This window comes from Ligilactobacillus sp. MP3, from assembly GCF_024436335.1.
In the GTDB taxonomy this organism is placed as follows: domain Bacteria; phylum Bacillota; class Bacilli; order Lactobacillales; family Lactobacillaceae; genus Ligilactobacillus; species Ligilactobacillus salivarius.
Genome location: NZ_JANFQI010000002.1, coordinates 131,517 through 147,322, shown reverse-complemented (window position 1 = coordinate 147,322; position 15,806 = coordinate 131,517). Strand labels below are relative to the sequence as shown.

At 32.2% G+C, this 15,806-nt stretch carries 14 protein-coding genes and 1 tRNA gene; 3 read left to right on the top strand and 12 right to left on the bottom strand.

Features of this window, described 5'->3' with window-relative positions; translation table 11 throughout:
- Positions 1 to 172: 172 nt before the first annotated feature.
- Positions 173 to 1,522: a Mur ligase family protein gene (locus NOU10_RS02350; RefSeq protein ID WP_255905897.1), complete on the top strand. Its 1,350-nt coding sequence runs from the start codon at positions 173 to 175 to the stop codon at positions 1,520 to 1,522.
- Positions 1,523 to 1,524: 2 nt separating this feature from the next.
- Positions 1,525 to 2,229: a type 1 glutamine amidotransferase gene (locus NOU10_RS02345; protein ID WP_255905896.1), complete on the top strand. Its 705-nt coding sequence runs from the start codon at positions 1,525 to 1,527 to the stop codon at positions 2,227 to 2,229.
- Between the two features lie 53 nt (positions 2,230 to 2,282).
- Here the strand turns inward: NOU10_RS02345 and NOU10_RS02340 are convergent, their stop codons facing one another.
- A complete protein-coding gene (locus NOU10_RS02340; RefSeq protein ID WP_161022101.1) occupies positions 2,283 to 3,284 on the bottom strand; it encodes a serine hydrolase domain-containing protein in 1,002 nt (333 codons plus the stop codon).
- A 92-nt stretch (positions 3,285 to 3,376) separates the two neighbouring features.
- On the opposite strand from NOU10_RS02340, the gene NOU10_RS02335 reads away from it, so the two are divergent.
- Positions 3,377 to 3,706, top strand: coding sequence for a hypothetical protein (locus NOU10_RS02335; RefSeq protein WP_250200943.1), 330 nt, complete (start codon positions 3,377 to 3,379; stop codon positions 3,704 to 3,706).
- 80 nt (positions 3,707 to 3,786) lie between these two features.
- Here NOU10_RS02335 and NOU10_RS02330 read toward each other — a convergent pair whose 3' ends face one another.
- The 11 genes from NOU10_RS02330 to rbfA all read right to left on the bottom strand — a co-directional run bounded on the left by NOU10_RS02330 (position 3,787) and on the right by rbfA (position 15,802).
- The gene (locus tag NOU10_RS02330; RefSeq protein ID WP_003699922.1) at positions 3,787 to 4,527 is read right to left on the bottom strand and encodes an amino acid ABC transporter ATP-binding protein; all 741 of its coding nucleotides are present in this window, start codon (positions 4,525 to 4,527) and stop codon (positions 3,787 to 3,789) included.
- Positions 4,527 to 5,984 (bottom strand): amino acid ABC transporter substrate-binding protein/permease, encoded by a 1,458-nt coding sequence (locus tag NOU10_RS02325; RefSeq protein ID WP_255905895.1) that lies wholly within the window; start codon positions 5,982 to 5,984, stop codon positions 4,527 to 4,529. Before NOU10_RS02325 ends, NOU10_RS02330 begins: the two co-directional genes overlap by 1 nt.
- A gap of 363 nt (positions 5,985 to 6,347) precedes the next feature.
- Positions 6,348 to 6,420, bottom strand: a tRNA-Gln gene (locus NOU10_RS02320).
- A gap of 170 nt (positions 6,421 to 6,590) precedes the next feature.
- A complete protein-coding gene (lepA, locus tag NOU10_RS02315) occupies positions 6,591 to 8,420 on the bottom strand; it encodes a translation elongation factor 4 (RefSeq protein ID WP_255905894.1) in 1,830 nt (609 codons plus the stop codon).
- Between the two features lie 144 nt (positions 8,421 to 8,564).
- A complete protein-coding gene (dnaJ, locus tag NOU10_RS02310) occupies positions 8,565 to 9,698 on the bottom strand; it encodes a molecular chaperone DnaJ (RefSeq protein WP_003705966.1) in 1,134 nt (377 codons plus the stop codon).
- A 140-nt stretch (positions 9,699 to 9,838) separates the two neighbouring features.
- Positions 9,839 to 11,686 (bottom strand): molecular chaperone DnaK, encoded by a 1,848-nt coding sequence (gene dnaK, locus NOU10_RS02305; RefSeq protein WP_003703157.1) that lies wholly within the window; start codon positions 11,684 to 11,686, stop codon positions 9,839 to 9,841.
- 42 nt (positions 11,687 to 11,728) lie between these two features.
- A complete protein-coding gene (gene grpE, locus NOU10_RS02300; protein WP_069469454.1) occupies positions 11,729 to 12,301 on the bottom strand; it encodes a nucleotide exchange factor GrpE in 573 nt (190 codons plus the stop codon).
- 20 nt (positions 12,302 to 12,321) lie between these two features.
- Entirely contained in the window at positions 12,322 to 13,374 is a 1,053-nt protein-coding gene (hrcA, locus tag NOU10_RS02295) for a heat-inducible transcriptional repressor HrcA (RefSeq protein WP_250200941.1), read from the bottom strand.
- Positions 13,375 to 13,494: 120 nt separating this feature from the next.
- Positions 13,495 to 14,451, bottom strand: coding sequence for a riboflavin biosynthesis protein RibF (gene ribF, locus NOU10_RS02290; protein WP_255905893.1), 957 nt, complete (start codon positions 14,449 to 14,451; stop codon positions 13,495 to 13,497).
- Positions 14,452 to 14,463: 12 nt separating this feature from the next.
- Positions 14,464 to 15,372, bottom strand: a complete 909-nt coding sequence (gene truB, locus NOU10_RS02285) for a tRNA pseudouridine(55) synthase TruB (protein WP_255905892.1) — start codon at positions 15,370 to 15,372, stop codon at positions 14,464 to 14,466.
- A gap of 70 nt (positions 15,373 to 15,442) precedes the next feature.
- Entirely contained in the window at positions 15,443 to 15,802 is a 360-nt protein-coding gene (gene rbfA, locus NOU10_RS02280) for a 30S ribosome-binding factor RbfA (RefSeq protein WP_255905891.1), read from the bottom strand.
- Between the last annotated feature and the right edge of the window lie 4 nt (positions 15,803 to 15,806).

Genomic DNA, 15,806 nt, shown 5'->3' with positions numbered 1-15,806 from the left:
ATCAACAACACTTTTTAATTTTAAACTTTCAACATTCTTTAAATTTACAATATCTCTGCCTTTCAATATAGTCCTTTTGATATGCACAACCACAAATTTATGCTATCATATCTTTTAGTATTATTAAATTCTTATGTTTTTTTATCAAACATATATCTGGAGGAACTTTAAAATGAGTTTGAAAAGTTCAGTTGCCATTACGGCAGGAAAAACTTCACATTGGTTTTTACACAAATTTACAAATGGTGGTACTTCTTTACCTGGAAAGATTACTTTAGCTATTGATCCTGATGTTTTAAAAAGTCTAGCAAAAGATTATGAAATAGTTATCATCACAGGTACTAATGGCAAGACGTTAACTACTGCTTTAACTGTTAAAGTTTTAGGTGAAAAATACTCCAACATTTTAACTAACCCTAGTGGATCTAATATGAAACAAGGTATTGTATCCGCCTTTTTAACCGCTCAAAAAACAAAGAGTGGAAAAAAACTTGCAGTATTAGAAACTGATGAAGCCAATGTTCCAATTATATCTCAATATATATCCCCTTCTATCTATGTCATGACAAACTTATTCCGTGATCAAATGGATAGATATGGTGAAATATATACCACTTACGATAAAATATTAAAAGGTATTAATATGCATCCCGATGCACTCGTTATTGCTAACGGTGACGCTCCTATCTTCAATAGTAGAGAATTAAAAAATAAAGTTATTTATTACGGATTTGATGATGAAGCAGATAGAGAACAAATGGCACCGGCTAACACAGACAGTTTATTATGTCCTAAATGCCAACATATTCTACACTATAAGAATAGAAGTTACAGTAATTTGGGGAAATATTATTGTCCTAACTGCGATTTCAAACGTCCAAAACTTTCTTATCAAATGAACCGTATTCTAAGTCAAAGTCCTCAAAGCTCGACTTTTGAAATCGATAATACTAACATCTCACTTCATATAGGTGGAACATATAATATTTATAATGCTTTAGCAGCATATGCTGTCGGAAATGAATTAGGCGTTTCACCTCAACAGATAGCACATGCTTTAAGCAGTAACGATGAAAAAGTCTTTGGAAGACAAGAAGTTATCAAGATAGGTGATAAAGAACTAACATTGGTCTTGATTAAAAATCCAGTTGGTCTAGATCAAGTACTTGATATGATAAAAACCGATACAGAACCATTTTCTTTAGCAGTGTTATTAAATGCTAACTATGCTGACGGTATCGATACTAGCTGGATTTGGGATGGAAGTTTTGAATCTCTTCCATTTGATAAGATACCAGCTATTTTAACTGGTGGTGAAAGATACCGCGATATTACTTTTAGATTGAGAGTCGCTGGTGTACCTGAAGAAAATTTCTCTCAAGAAGAAAAACTTCCTGACGTGCTTGAAAATATTAAAAAAATGCCAACTAAGCATGTTTATGTTTTAGCAACTTATACCGCTGTGTTACAGTTACGTAAATTATTGTCTGAACAAGGTTATATTAAAGGAGGCATGGATTAATTATGAAATATTCACTAAATTTAGCCCATCTATACGGTGACTTATTGAATACTTATGGTGATATCGGAAATATCCTTGCTTTACGCTATTATGCTAAACAAATGGACACTGATTTAAAAGTTGATATTATCTCCTTAAATCAAGAATTTAATCCTAAAAAGTATGATATTGCCTTTTTTGGTGGTGGCCAAGATTACGAGCAGATGATTGTTTCAAAAGATATTCAATCAAAAAAAGAAGCATTGACTAAATATATACATGATGGCGGGCCAATGCTTGCTATTTGTGGTGGGTATCAATTACTAGGTCAATACTATATTGGGGCTGACGGTCAAAAAATTAAAGGTATTCATGCCTTAGACCATTATACTGAAAGTCAAGATAATAATCGTTTCATCGGAGATATTGTTATTAAGAACGAAGAAACCAACCAAGAATATCATGGTTTCGAAAATCATAATGGTGTCACATATTTAGGAAAAAATGAGCGACCTCTAGGTACTGTTGTAAGTGGACATGGAAATAATGGAAAAGACAAAACTGAAGGTGCTATTTTTAAAAATACGTATTGTTCTTACTTCCATGGACCTATCTTAGCTAGAAATGGTGAATTAGCTAAACGTATATTAATTACTGCTTTACAAAGAAAATATCCAGATGCTGATTTATCAAAGCAACAAGCTCTAGAAATAAAACCTACCTACTAAAAGCAAATAGAGTGAGAAAATAGTTTCTACTATTACCTCACTCTATTATTTTTTTAATTAATAATTTCATCAAGAAAAGTAGATATAATTATATCTCTTCTATCTAAAAAGATTTGATTATTAGAACTTGGATGAACCCTATTACTCAATACTATTAATCCACATCCACTATCTCTATCTATTAAAATGAATGTACCAGTATATCCTGTATGATAAATACATGGAACTCCATCATTTCTATATCTTAAATCCCAGCCTAGCGATCGCCCCAAAGTTCCATTAGGAGTCCAATCATTAAACAATTTAGATATTGTCTTGTCTTTTAATACTCTATTTTTTGAATTATGTATAATCCAATTAGAAAACTTAATCAAATCATTTAGCGACATAAATAGACCAGCTGATCCACAATATTTACCTAAAATTCTAGCTTTAGGATCATGTACAATTCCTTTCAAGACTTTACCATTTTTTTGAACTTCAGTAGGTACACACAATCCCGGATCTGGATTAAACGTACTTTCAAATAACTGCAATGGTTTCAACACTTCTTGCGTTATAACTGTCTGTACAGGTTTATTGTATATTTTTTGAATTATTTCTCCTAATAATATTAATCCTGTATCTGTATATACCACTTTTTTTCCTAACCAGTCTCCCACTTTTAGAGTATACATTGCCTCAATTAATTCTTGTGCATTTAACTCATTTCGATGCGGTATATACCCATTCAATGCTGAAGTATGGGTTAATAAATGTCTAATTGTAACTCTATCATCTTTAAATAAAGGTAAATAATCCTTCACTTTGTCATCAATTAATATCTTATTATCTTCAACTAACTTTAAAATTACTGTCGTAGTTCCTACAACTTTAGTTAAAGAAGCCATATCATATAACATGCCTGCTTTTAGTTTTTCTACTTTAGGAATCAACTGACTATTCCCTATAACTTTAGTTAATACTTCTCCAGGCTTTATTACAGCATATGATACACCAGGAACAATGTTGTCTTTATATAAATTTTCTATTAAATCACAAGTTCTTTCAAACATCCTATTCTCTCTTTTCTTTATTTTATATACTAAGTGTACTCTAAAAATGATACAATGAATATTAAATGATTGTGTAAAGGAGTTTTTGTGTTTTGGCAAGTAATTCAGATTCTCTATTCTTCATCTTATCTTATATTAAAAGACATCCTGATGATTTAGTAAAGGCCATTCCCGCTTACGATAATGTTATTAGATTATTTATTTCTGATAAAGTTAAGGTTTCAGATGCAGAAATATATTTCCCTGATAATAGCCTTATGGTTAATAGATTAAAGCTTGACTTCATTTCTCAACATGGAAAATTATTAGACGATTTCTTTCAAATGACTGGTCGCCAATTACGTGGATACAATGAAGTTTGGGCTAGTACGGCTCATTTAACTGATAGAAATGTATATCTTGTCGAATTATCTTATGAATAATAAAATAAAAATCGCTAAAGATCGCCATTATTAAAATAATGCAATCTTTAGCGATTATTTAATTCCAATCTTTTTATACTCTAGACATTAATTACTTTGTCTAAAAATGCTTTAGTTCTTTCATTTTGAGGATTATCAAATACCTCTTCAGGAGTACCCTCTTCCATCACATGGCCATCAGCCATAAAAACAACTCTATCTGCAACTTCTTTAGCAAATCCCATTTCATGTGTTACAACAACCATAGTCATTCCATCTTTAGCTAATTCTTTCATTACTTCAAGAACATCTCCAACCATTTCAGGGTCTAGAGCCGAAGTGGGTTCATCAAATAGCATAATATCTGGTTTCATTGCTAATGCTCTTGCTATAGCAACTCTTTGCTTTTGACCACCAGACAATGAAGCAGGCATTGCATCATATTTATCAGCTAAGCCTACTGTTTCTAGTAAATTCTTAGCTACAAATTCAGCTTGTTCCTTTTCTAACTTTCCAAGCTCTACTGGTGCCAAAGTAATATTTTCACCTACTGTTAAGTTATTAAATAGATTAAAGTGTTGGAAAACCATACCTATATTTTCACGTGCTTTATCTATATCAGTCTTAGGATCACTTATATCATGTCCGTCAATGATAATTGAACCACTCGTAGGTTCTTCTAATTTATTTAGACATCTCAACAACGTACTTTTCCCTGAACCAGATGGTCCAATTAAAACTACAACTTCATTATTTTTTACTTTAAAATTGATTCCCTTTAATACATGATTACTACCATAATTCTTTTTTAAATCTGTAACATCTACTTTTAAATCTGTCATTAGTTATTTATCCTCCGTTCAATCCATTTGGATAATAAAGTTAAAATTGTAATTATTAACAGGTACATTATTGCTATAATGCCCCAAATTCTAAAACCTTCTAAGTTTCTAGCAATAATGATTTTACCAGTTTGAGTTAATTCTAATATACCTATAATAGATAAAATTGAAGTATCCTTTAATGTAATTATAAACTGATTAATGAAAGATGGAATCATAATTTTAACACCTTGAGGTAAGATAACTTTTCTCATGGATTTGCCAAACGAAAGTCCCAAACTTCTAGCTGCTTCCATTTGACCTTTATCTACGGCCTCGATTCCACCCTTCACAAAGGCTGCAGTATATGCACCTTCGTTTAAAGTTAATGTAATAATTCCGGCGATAAATGCTGGAATTTTTGATCCTGTTAAACTAGGAATACCATTGTAAATAAACAAAGCTAGAACTAATAATGGAAGTCCTCTAAAAATATAAATTATTGTTGTAGAAATACCTTGAGCAAATTTGTTTGGCACAACACCTAACATTCCTATTAGAATCCCAAAAATAGTTGCACCTATAATTCCAACTACTGTCAATTTTAAAGTTTCTACTATTCCGTCTAAAAAGGCCTTTTTATTTTGTTTTAATAGTCCTAAGACAGTATGACTATCTTTACTTTTCTTTTCATTAGCCTCTTTAGTAGCTGAAATTGCACTTTTACCTGTATATTTTTCAATTATCTTTTGGTATTTTCCATTTTTCTTAAGTTTATCTAAACCATCATTGAATTTATTCATCAATTCCTGGTGTGTTCCTTTTTTTACAGCAAAACCAAAATTACCAGAATTAGCTGGTTTAGTTACTATTTTTAATCCTAAACCTGTGCTAATACCATATTCTAAAACAGCACTATCTTCAAAGCATGCAACAGAATTACCATTTTTTACATCATTATACATATTATCTGAATCATCAAAAGTTACAGTCTTGAATCCATATTTATCTTTTATAGAATTAGCATAATCCGCACCTGAAGTCCCCGTTTTTATAGCTACTTTCTTTCCGCGTAGCTGTTTCAAACTTTTAATACTACTGTCAGGTTTTACAGCCATAACAATACCAGATGAATAATATGGTTTCGAAAAATCAAATTTTTGCTTACGTTCATCTGTAATTGTCATTCCTGCGATCATTCCATCAACTTGTCCAGCACTAACGGATTGCAAAGCAGCGTTAAAACCAATTGGCTTCAGGTCCACTTTAAATCCTTCTTCTTTAGCTATAGCATTCATCAAGTCAATATCAATGCCGACATATTTATTACTATCATTTGCATATTCAAATGGTGGAAATGTTACATCAGTAGCTATTGTATATGTTTTTTCATCCGCATGAACTAACTGTGGTTTAATAAAAAATGAAATAAAGATTAAACTACTAATAATACTTAAAAATGTAATAAACTTTTTCATGTTCGTTCTCCTTATTCTGATTTATGAAAATATTATACCACAATATTGTCACAAAATGATACATGATATTTTATTTCATAGATAAATTCAATATAAAAACATTAAAATTATATATTATTTCGTGAACACCCAAATTTAATGTTATATAAAGTAACAATAGATATTGATAAACTATGAACTAATCTAACTGTTATATTAGAAATATATTCCTATTTTTCTCATTGCTTTGTGTACGTTACTTTTAAATATTACATGTAACTTATTAATTTCCAATCTATTTATAAACTTATTTTCAATAAAAAATAAAAGGATAAACCTATGTAAGATTTATCCTTAAAATATAGTATTCAATTAACAAAAAGATTGGGCATACAGGGTTCGAACCTGTAAATTATGGATTCAGAGTCCACTGCCTTACCAATTTGGCGAATGCCCAAAATTATTCAACTATTATATTTTAGTTCTCCATTTTTTCTTTGTCAAGAGTATTCAAAAATATATTTAATATAAATTATATATTACCTACTTCATAACTTAATATAATTTTTCTATAAAAAAGAGTACTGGAATTGTTATTAACTCATCCAGTACTCTAAAAAAATATATTTACTTTATTTCTTCATCTGTCTTCAATACAGCCATAAATGCAGCTTGAGGTACATCTACTGTACCTACTGCTTTCATTCTCTTTTTACCACGTTTTTGTTTATCTAGTAATTTAGCACGTCTATCTGGATCACCAGTATGAATTCTTGCTGTTACATCTTTACGATAAGCTTTTATATTAGTTCTAGCTATTATTTTAGCTCCAATAGCAGCTTGAATAGGAATTTCAAAGTTTTGACGTGGTATGATAGTCTTAAGTTTATCAACTATTACTCTACCTCTCGCTTGAGCAAATTGTCTATGAGAAATAAAACTTAGAGCATCTACTTTATCACCATTAAGAAGTATGTCTATTTTCACCAAATCACTTGGTCTAGTTCCATCTAACTCGTAATCTAATGACGCATAACCACGTGTGCTAGATTTCAACTTGTCAAAAAAGTCAAAAATTATTTCAGATAATGGTATTTCATAAATAACATTAACACGATAATCGTCTAGATAATCCATAGTTACAAAAGTACCACGTTTTCGTTGGCATAACTCCATTACAGCGCCAACATAGTCATTTGGTACCATTATCTCTGCTTTAACGTATGGTTCATTAATTTGCTTGATTAGTGGTGTTTCTGGCATTTCAGATGGGTTAGATACATTAATATGTGTACCATCTGTTAATTCAACATCATATGTTACAGAAGGAGCCGTTGTTATTAAGTCCATATTAAATTCTCGCTCTAATCTTTCTTGAACAACATCCATATGCAACAAACCTAAAAAACCACATCTGAAACCAAAGCCTAAAGCTTGTGAAGTTTCTGGTTCAAACTCTAAAGCAGCATCATTTAATTGCAATTTTTCTAACGCTTCTCGTAAATCATTATATTTAGCGTTATCTGTTGGGTACAATCCTGAATATACCATAGGATTCATTTCACGATATCCCTCGAGTGGCTTTGCTGTCGGATTATTAGCATTTGTTACAGTATCACCTACTCGTGTATCTTGAATATCTTTTATACTTGCAGTAAGATATCCCACGTCTCCAGCCATTAAAAAATCTCTCTTTAATGGTTTAGGTGAATTCACACCAACTTCAACTACTTCATATTCGGCGCCACTATTCATCAAACGAATTTTATCACCAGGCTTTACAGTTCCTTCAACAACTCTAATACTTAGAACTACACCTCGATAATCATCATAAACAGAATCAAAAATTAAAGCTTTCAACGGTGCCTCTAAATCCCCGTCAGGAGCGGGAACATTCTGCACTATTTGTTCTAACATTTCTTCAATTCCAATTCCCTTTTTAGCACTAGCCAAAACAGCTTCAGAAGCATCTAGTCCTATCACATCCTCAATTTCTTGACAAACACGTTCTGGATCTGCTGAAGGTAAATCTATCTTATTAATAACCGGTACAATCTCTAAATCATCATCTAAAGCTAGATATACATTTGCTAAAGTCTGCGCTTCTACCCCTTGTGCAGCGTCAACAACTAATACAGCTCCTTCGCAAGCTGCTAAAGATCTAGAAACTTCATATGAAAAATCAACATGTCCCGGTGTATCAATCAAGTGAAAAATATACGTCTCGCCGTCTTTTGCATGATAATGCAATTCAACAGCATTTAATTTAATTGTAATGCCTCGTTCTCTCTCTAATTCCATTGAATCTAAAAGTTGATCTTGCATCTCTCTTTTGGTTACTGTATCAGTCATTTCTAAAATTCGATCAGCTAGAGTTGATTTTCCGTGATCAATATGTGCCACAATGGAAAAATTCCGAATATGCTTCTGACGAACTTTCATTTGTTCTAAATCCATGAGAACACTCCTACCTTTTCTAAATATCTAATTACTAATTATACCTTTTTTTTACATATAGGGTCAATTCATTTAATAATTCACCTTTAAACAAATATACCTTTGACTAACGAAGTCAAAGGTATATTTTATCAATTTATCTAATTATTTTTTTCGTTTAGTTTTCTTATTCTTAGACCAACGTTCAAAGAAACTGTCATCCCCACTAGGATCTTCACCCATAGAGTCAGCAAAAGCCTTTAATGCCTCTCTTTGTTTCTTATTTAAATTCTTAGGTGTTTCTATTTTGACTGTAACACGTTGATCACCGTTTCCACCAGCTCTTAAATGAGGTGCACCTTTCCCACGAAGTCTAAATGTTGTTCCTGTTTGAGTTCCAGCTGGAATTTTCATTTTAACCTTACCATGAACTGTATCCACTTCAACTTCATCACCAAGTGCAGCTTGGACAAAACTAATAGGCAAACTCAAGTATATATCTGCCCCATCACGTTTAAACTTATCACTAGGTGCAACTGAGAAATAAATATATAAATCACCATATGGCCCACCATTAACTCCGGCTTCACCTTGGCCACTCAAACGCATCTGATTACCATCTTCAACACCAGCAGGCACTGTAACTTCGATAGCATGTTGTTCATTTACATGTCCACTTCCGTGACAAGTGGAGCATTTTTCTTTTATCTCTTTACCAGTACCGTGGCACACATCACATTCTTGTTGAGACATCATTCTACCCAAAGGTGTTTGTCGTTGAACCTGAATAAATCCTCTACCATGACATTTAGAACATGTTACTGGCGATGTTCCTGGCTTAGCACCTGTCCCACTACAAGTTTTACAATTTTCTTCTCTGGTATATTTAATTTCTGTCTTCTTTCCAAAGATTGCTTCTTCAAAAGTTAGATGCATTTCATATTGAAGATCTCTCCCTTGACGAGGGCCATTATTATTTCTGCTTTGACCACCACCAAAGAATGAACTGAATATGTCTTCAAAGCCGCCTGCTCCAGATCCACCAAAATCAAAGCCACCAAAACCTTGGCCACCACCGAAGCCTTGTTGTCCACCTGTTGTACCAAATTGATCATATTGTGCCTTTTTTTGAGGATCACTTAAAATTTCATATGCTTCATTTACTTCTTTGAATTTTTCTTCAGCACCAGGTTCATGATTTAAATCTGGATGATATTTTTTTGATAACTTACGATATGCACGTTTTATTTCTTGATCAGAAGCATCTTTAGAAACTCCTAAAACATCATATGGATTCATTTTTTTCTCTCCAATTTCCAAAGTACAAAATGACTTTCATTTTGCCAAATTTACACAACTAATTATAACTTAAATAGTTAATAAAGATAAAGCCACATGCATAAAAGCATATGGCTCAATCCTATTTTACAAGATAGACACTACTTATTTTCATCAGGATCTACTTCTTTAAAGTCTCCATCAACCGTATTATCATCGTTTGTAGAGTTATTAGCTGAAGTATCACCTTGTGCACCACTAGCTTGTTGAGCCTGTTGTGCTTGTTGATACAATTTTACAGACATATCTTGAATTAACTTAGTTAACTCATCTTTCTTAGCTTTCATTTCATTGATATCATTTTGTTCTTGAGCTTTCTTTAGAGCATCACGTGCATCTTCAACACTCTTAACTTCATCTGCAGAAACTTTATCTTTAACTTCTTTCAAAGTCTTGTCTGTTTGGAATAATAATTGATCTACTTCATTACGCAAGTCAACTTCTTCCTTGCGTTTCTTATCAGCTGCTTCATTTTCTTTAGCTTCCTTAACCATACGATCAATTTCTTCGTCAGACAAACCAGATGAACTCTTAATAGTAATCTTTTGTTCTTTATTTGTTCCTAAGTCCTTAGCAGAAACATTAACAATACCATTTTTATCAATATCAAACTTAACTTCAATTTGTGGCACACCACGAGGAGCAGCAGGAATATCTGTTAATTGGAAACGACCCAATGTCTTATTATCTGCAGCCATTGGACGTTCACCTTGAAGAACATGAATATCCACTGCTGGTTGATTATCAGCTGCTGTAGAAAATACTTGAGACTTAGATGTTGGAATAGTTGTATTACGATCAATTAACTTAGTAAATACACCACCCATTGTTTCAATACCTAATGATAGAGGTGTAACGTCTAATAAAACAACATCCTTAACATCACCTGTAATAACACCACCTTGAATTGCAGCACCCAAAGCAACAGCTTCATCTGGGTTAACTGATTCATTAGGAGTATGTCCTGTTTCAGCCTTAACAGCTTCCTTAACTGCAGGAATACGTGTGGAACCACCAACTAAAATAACTTCATCAATATCAGCATTTGTTAATCCTGCATCAGCTAAAGCGTTACGTACAGGAATCTTTGTTCTTTCAACCAAATCTTCAGTTAATTCATTAAACTTAGCACGTGATAATGATGTTTCTAAGTGTAAAGGACCAGCTTCACCAGCAGCAATAAATGGTAGTGAAATTTGTGCTTCTGTTGTACCAGACAAGTCCTTCTTAGCCTTTTCAGCAGCATCTTTCAAACGTTGCATAGCCATTTTATCTTGAGATAGATCAATTCCATTGTCAGCTTTAAAGTTTTCAACTAACCAATCAATGATCTTATTATCAAAATCATCACCACCAAGATGTGTATCACCATTAGTTGATAGAACTTCAAATACCCCATCACCTAATTCAAGGATAGAAACGTCAAAAGTACCACCACCAAGGTCAAATACTAAAATACGTTCATCTTTATCTAATTTATCAAGACCATAAGCTAAAGCTGCAGCTGTAGGTTCATTAACAATTCTTTCAACTTTCAAACCAGCAATCTTACCTGCGTCTTTAGTTGCTTGACGTTGTGAATCGTTAAAGTATGCAGGAACTGTAATAACAGCTTGTGACACTTCTTCACCTAAGTAGCTTTCAGCATAATCTTTAATGTATTGTAAAATCATTGCTGAAATTTCTTGTGGAGTATATTCTTTATCTTCAATCTTTACCTTATAGTTTGCATCTCCCATATGACGCTTTATAGAAGATACTGTATTTGGATTTGTAATAGCTTGACGCTTAGCTACTTCACCAACTTGTGTCTCACCATTTTTGAATGATACAACTGATGGAGTTGTTCTATTACCTTCTGGATTTGTTATAATTTTAGGATCTTTACCTTCTAGTACAGCAACAGCTGAGTTTGTTGTACCTAAATCAATACCAATGATTTTTGACATAAATGTATTACCTCTTTTATAAATATATTAATTAAATACTACTTATTGAGCTACAACAACCATCGCTGGTCGTAATACTCTATCTTTTAGCATGTATCCGTCTTGGAAAACTTGTACTATAGTTTCTGGTTCTTGTCCTTCTTCAACAGGAACTGTCTTTACAGCTTGGTGTAAAGTAGGGTCAAACACCTTTCCTAAAGAATCTATTTTAGTAACATTATTGTTTTTCAAGGCTTTTTCCATATCACGAGCAACCATTTCTATACCCTTTTTCAGTTGCTGTGATGCATCATTATCTACTTCAATTTCTAAAGCACGGTTTAAATTATCAATAACTGGTAAAATATCACGAGCTAAATCTTGACCCTCATATTTCAACAACATTTCTTGTTCTTTTTTAAAACGTTGTGTCATGTTAGCCATTTCAGCCTCAGCTCGTAAATACTTATCCTCAATATCATCGTACTTCTTTTGAAGTTCATCTAATGCTTTTGAAGAATCATCTGTCTCCTCTACTGATTTTTCGTTCTCAACAGATGAAGCTTTATCATCTTCTTTAATTTCTTTTTCACTGTCATCATTTTGCTCAGAAACTTTTACTTCTTCTTCAGACACATCGCCACCCCTTTCAATTATCACTCATCAAAATTTCGGTAATAATCAATTAATTTTTTAGTTAGCTCTTTTTGGAAAACTTCAACCAATCCTATCATCTTAGAATAAGGCATGTTAGTAGGTCCTAAAATAGCAATCATGCCACGACCATGACTCCCAACATTGTAAGTCGCCGATACGAGACTGTAATCTAACAATAACCTATCAGACATCTCATCACCTATTTTAATCGAAATTCCATGATGATCATGTGGATTAGTCGTATTATCTACTAACCCACCAATCTTATCTGATTCATCATCAATTAATGAATACAGGGATTTGATCTGTTCTAAATTATTACCATTAGCAAAATTTAACAAATTTCGCCTTCCACCAATATAAAACTGCTCTTTGATAGCTTTATCTAAGATTCCACCAAATACATCGATAAATCCATCAGATTTTTCAATATATTTAGTAAGTAACGGCTGCAATTCTTGTAGTTTAGAAGTGACTTCACTAAGGGAAGAACCTACCAATTTATCATTAATTAACCTAATAACAGCTTCTAGAGACTCTCCATCTATGTTATTAGGTAAATTATAAATTTGGCTTTCAACTGATCCATCACTGGCAACGAGAATAACCATTACTTGGCCATTTCCTAATGGTACCATCCTGAATCCTTCGAGTTTTAAATCACTAGCTTCTGGTCTCAAAGTTATCGCCGTATAATTAGTTAAATCAGACAATATCTTTGCAGACATTTCTATTATTTCATCAACTCTACGATATTCATTTCCAAATAGAGATTGAATACTTCTTACAGATTTAGAATCTATTTTAACGGGTTTAACTAAATTATCAACATAATAACGATATCCCTTAAGGGAAGGAATTCGACCAGAACTAGAGTGCTCTTTAGTTATAAAACCTTGTTTTTCAAGAACTGCCATTTCATTTCGAATAGTAGCTGAACTAACACGTATAGGTAATTGTTCTTGCAAAGTTTTAGAACCAATAGGCTGTCCTAAATCAGTATAATCTCGGATTATTGTTTCCAAAATCAACAACTGTCTTTCAGTTAGCAAACCAACCACCTCTTTTAGCACTTAACACATTAGAGTGCTAAGTCAATTATTAATATAACCTAGTTAATGGGATTAGTCAAGAGTTTTAGCCAAAAAATTAGCAGAGTAACCCTATAAGTGCTAATTTTTTTTCAAGTCTTCAAAAAAGACCTCAGTATCTCTTTTATCTTTATTTAATTGATCTATTAGTTCCTCAACACTATCAAATTTCACCATTTCTCTTAAAAATTTATACCATTTAACAATAACTTTTTCTCCATAAACACTTTTATCAAAATTAAATAAGTTTATCTCAACTGTTTTTTCTAAATCATCACCAAATGTTTCATTATGCCCTATAGATGCCATTCCTTCATACCATGAATTATCTTTACCTACTCTCACTTTAACAGCATATACACCTTCGCATAAAATACGTTCATTCTTAGGGATAGAAACATTTAAAGTTGGGAATCCTATTTTTCTTCCCCTCTTAAAACCATGTTCAACAGTTCCATGATTTTCATATTGGTATCCTAATAGTAAGTTAGCAGCTTCTACATTCCCACTATCTAAGTCTTTTCTTATCTGAGTAGAACTAATTTTTTGATCATTGCGTTGTAAGTGATCTACAGTTATTATTTCAAATCTTCCTTTTGCAAAATTCGAAATAGTATCCATATTAGCAATGTCATGTTTTCCATAAGTGTAGTCTTGGCCTGCAACAACACATATTGCGTGTAATCCCACTACATACTTATCTATAAAATCTTGTGGTGAAAGATAAGCTAAATTTTCATCAAACTTAACAACATAAGCTATATCTACACCTAAATTCTTAAAATGTTCCAGTTTTTCATCCAACATTGTTAAATATTTAAACTTTTCACCATCAATATTTTGAAAGATGATTTTTGGATGTCTGTCAAAAGTCATTACTGCAACTTTTACACCTAAACTTTTTCCTTTTTCTATAGCTCTTTTTATTACTTCTTGATGTCCACGATGAACTCCATCAAAAAAACCTAAAGCCAATACAATTGGGGAATCAACAATTGCATTTTTATCATAAGGTTCCTTCAATTTTACGATTTTCATCTATATCCCTTCCTAACTTAAATCTATCATTCTCTCAGATTGATATCTATTTTTCTCTTCATTATACTGATAAATACATCTAATTCTATCGTCATAGAAAAGATTAACCCTATCATAATTTTCTTTAAAAGTACTTACAGATAAAAAGCCTCCATTTTTCACTATCTTCCATTGTTCTAATTTCAAATCATATCTTGGTAAATCTTTAACCGCATAGTCAATAGGATATAATGATTCAGACAATTTATTTTCATGTGCTAATTTTTCTAATTGTGACAATGATTTAGCCATTCCTATTTGAAAGCCACCACTTTTAAGCCTTGTCAAATCACTCATAACAGCTGGTACACCTAATTTTTTCCCAACATCTACTGCTAAAGTTCTAACATATGTACCTTTACCACAACCGACTTCAAAATATATAGTTTGCTGTCCTTTTTCTTTATCAAATTTTGAAGGAAAAATTTGTTTAAAATATTCTATATGAACTCTTCTTTCTGGAATATCTACTTTTTCACCAGCTCTAGCATACTCATATAATTTTTTACCGTTAACTTTTATAGCAGAATATATAGGCGGAACCTGTATTATATCACCAATAAAACTAGACAAAATTTCATTTATTTTCTCATCTGAAAAAGGTTTAGAAAGTTTGGTTTCTGAAATTACTTCACCTTCTAAATCTTCAGTAGTAGTAGCAAACCCCAATGTTATTTCGCCTTTATATACTTTACCTGAATCCATTAAATAATTAACTACTTTTGTAGCTTTTCCTACACAAATCGGTAAAACACCATCGACTTCAGGATCTAAAGTTCCACTATGTCCTATTTTTCTAGTCTTAAAAATTTTTCTACATTTTATGACAGCATCATTACTAGTCATTCCACGTTCTTTATACAAAGGTAGAATTCCATCCATTAAAAAAATCCCTCCAAAAAAAAGAGTACGATTTGACAACCATACCCTCTTAAATACTTTCTTAAAAATACTAAAATTTATCTGTACTGTGAAGTTTTCTAAGAAGCTCATCGATATGATCTCCATATTGAACAGATTTATCACGTTCAAATTTAATTTCAGGAGTTACATAAATACTTAAACGATGACCAAGTTCGCCTCTAATTAAACTAGTTGCTTTATTCAAACCAGTTTGCACTTTTTTCTCATCAGAAGCCTTATCTGATAAAATACTATAATAGATAGTAGCATGTTGTAAATCACCAGAAACTTCTACACCTGTAATAGTTACATCTTTAACTCTTGGATCTCGCACTCGTTTAAGTAAGATATCATTTACTTCTCGTTGAATTTCTTGAGATAATCTTCCTACACGAAAATGTTGTGCCATAATT

Bases quoted from the DNA above. Each gene is read 5' to 3' on its own strand.
- NOU10_RS02350 (WP_255905897.1), top strand. From the start codon at position 173: ATGAGTTTGAAAAGTTCAGTTGCCATTACGGCAGGAAAAACTTCACAT.
- NOU10_RS02345 (WP_255905896.1), top strand. From the start codon at position 1,525: ATGAAATATTCACTAAATTTAGCCCATCTATACGGTGACTTATTGAAT.
- NOU10_RS02340 (WP_161022101.1), bottom strand. From the start codon at position 3,284: ATGTTTGAAAGAACTTGTGATTTAATAGAAAATTTATATAAAGACAAC.
- NOU10_RS02330 (WP_003699922.1), bottom strand. From the start codon at position 4,527: ATGACAGATTTAAAAGTAGATGTTACAGATTTAAAAAAGAATTATGGT.
- NOU10_RS02325 (WP_255905895.1), bottom strand. From the start codon at position 5,984: ATGAAAAAGTTTATTACATTTTTAAGTATTATTAGTAGTTTAATCTTT.
- lepA (WP_255905894.1), bottom strand. From the start codon at position 8,420: ATGGATTTAGAACAAATGAAAGTTCGTCAGAAGCATATTCGGAATTTT.
- dnaJ (WP_003705966.1), bottom strand. From the start codon at position 9,698: ATGAATCCATATGATGTTTTAGGAGTTTCTAAAGATGCTTCTGATCAA.
- dnaK (WP_003703157.1), bottom strand. From the start codon at position 11,686: ATGTCAAAAATCATTGGTATTGATTTAGGTACAACAAACTCAGCTGTT.
- ribF (WP_255905893.1), bottom strand. From the start codon at position 14,451: ATGAAAATCGTAAAATTGAAGGAACCTTATGATAAAAATGCAATTGTT.
- truB (WP_255905892.1), bottom strand. From the start codon at position 15,372: ATGGATGGAATTCTACCTTTGTATAAAGAACGTGGAATGACTAGTAAT.
- rbfA (WP_255905891.1), bottom strand. From the start codon at position 15,802: ATGGCACAACATTTTCGTGTAGGAAGATTATCTCAAGAAATTCAACGA.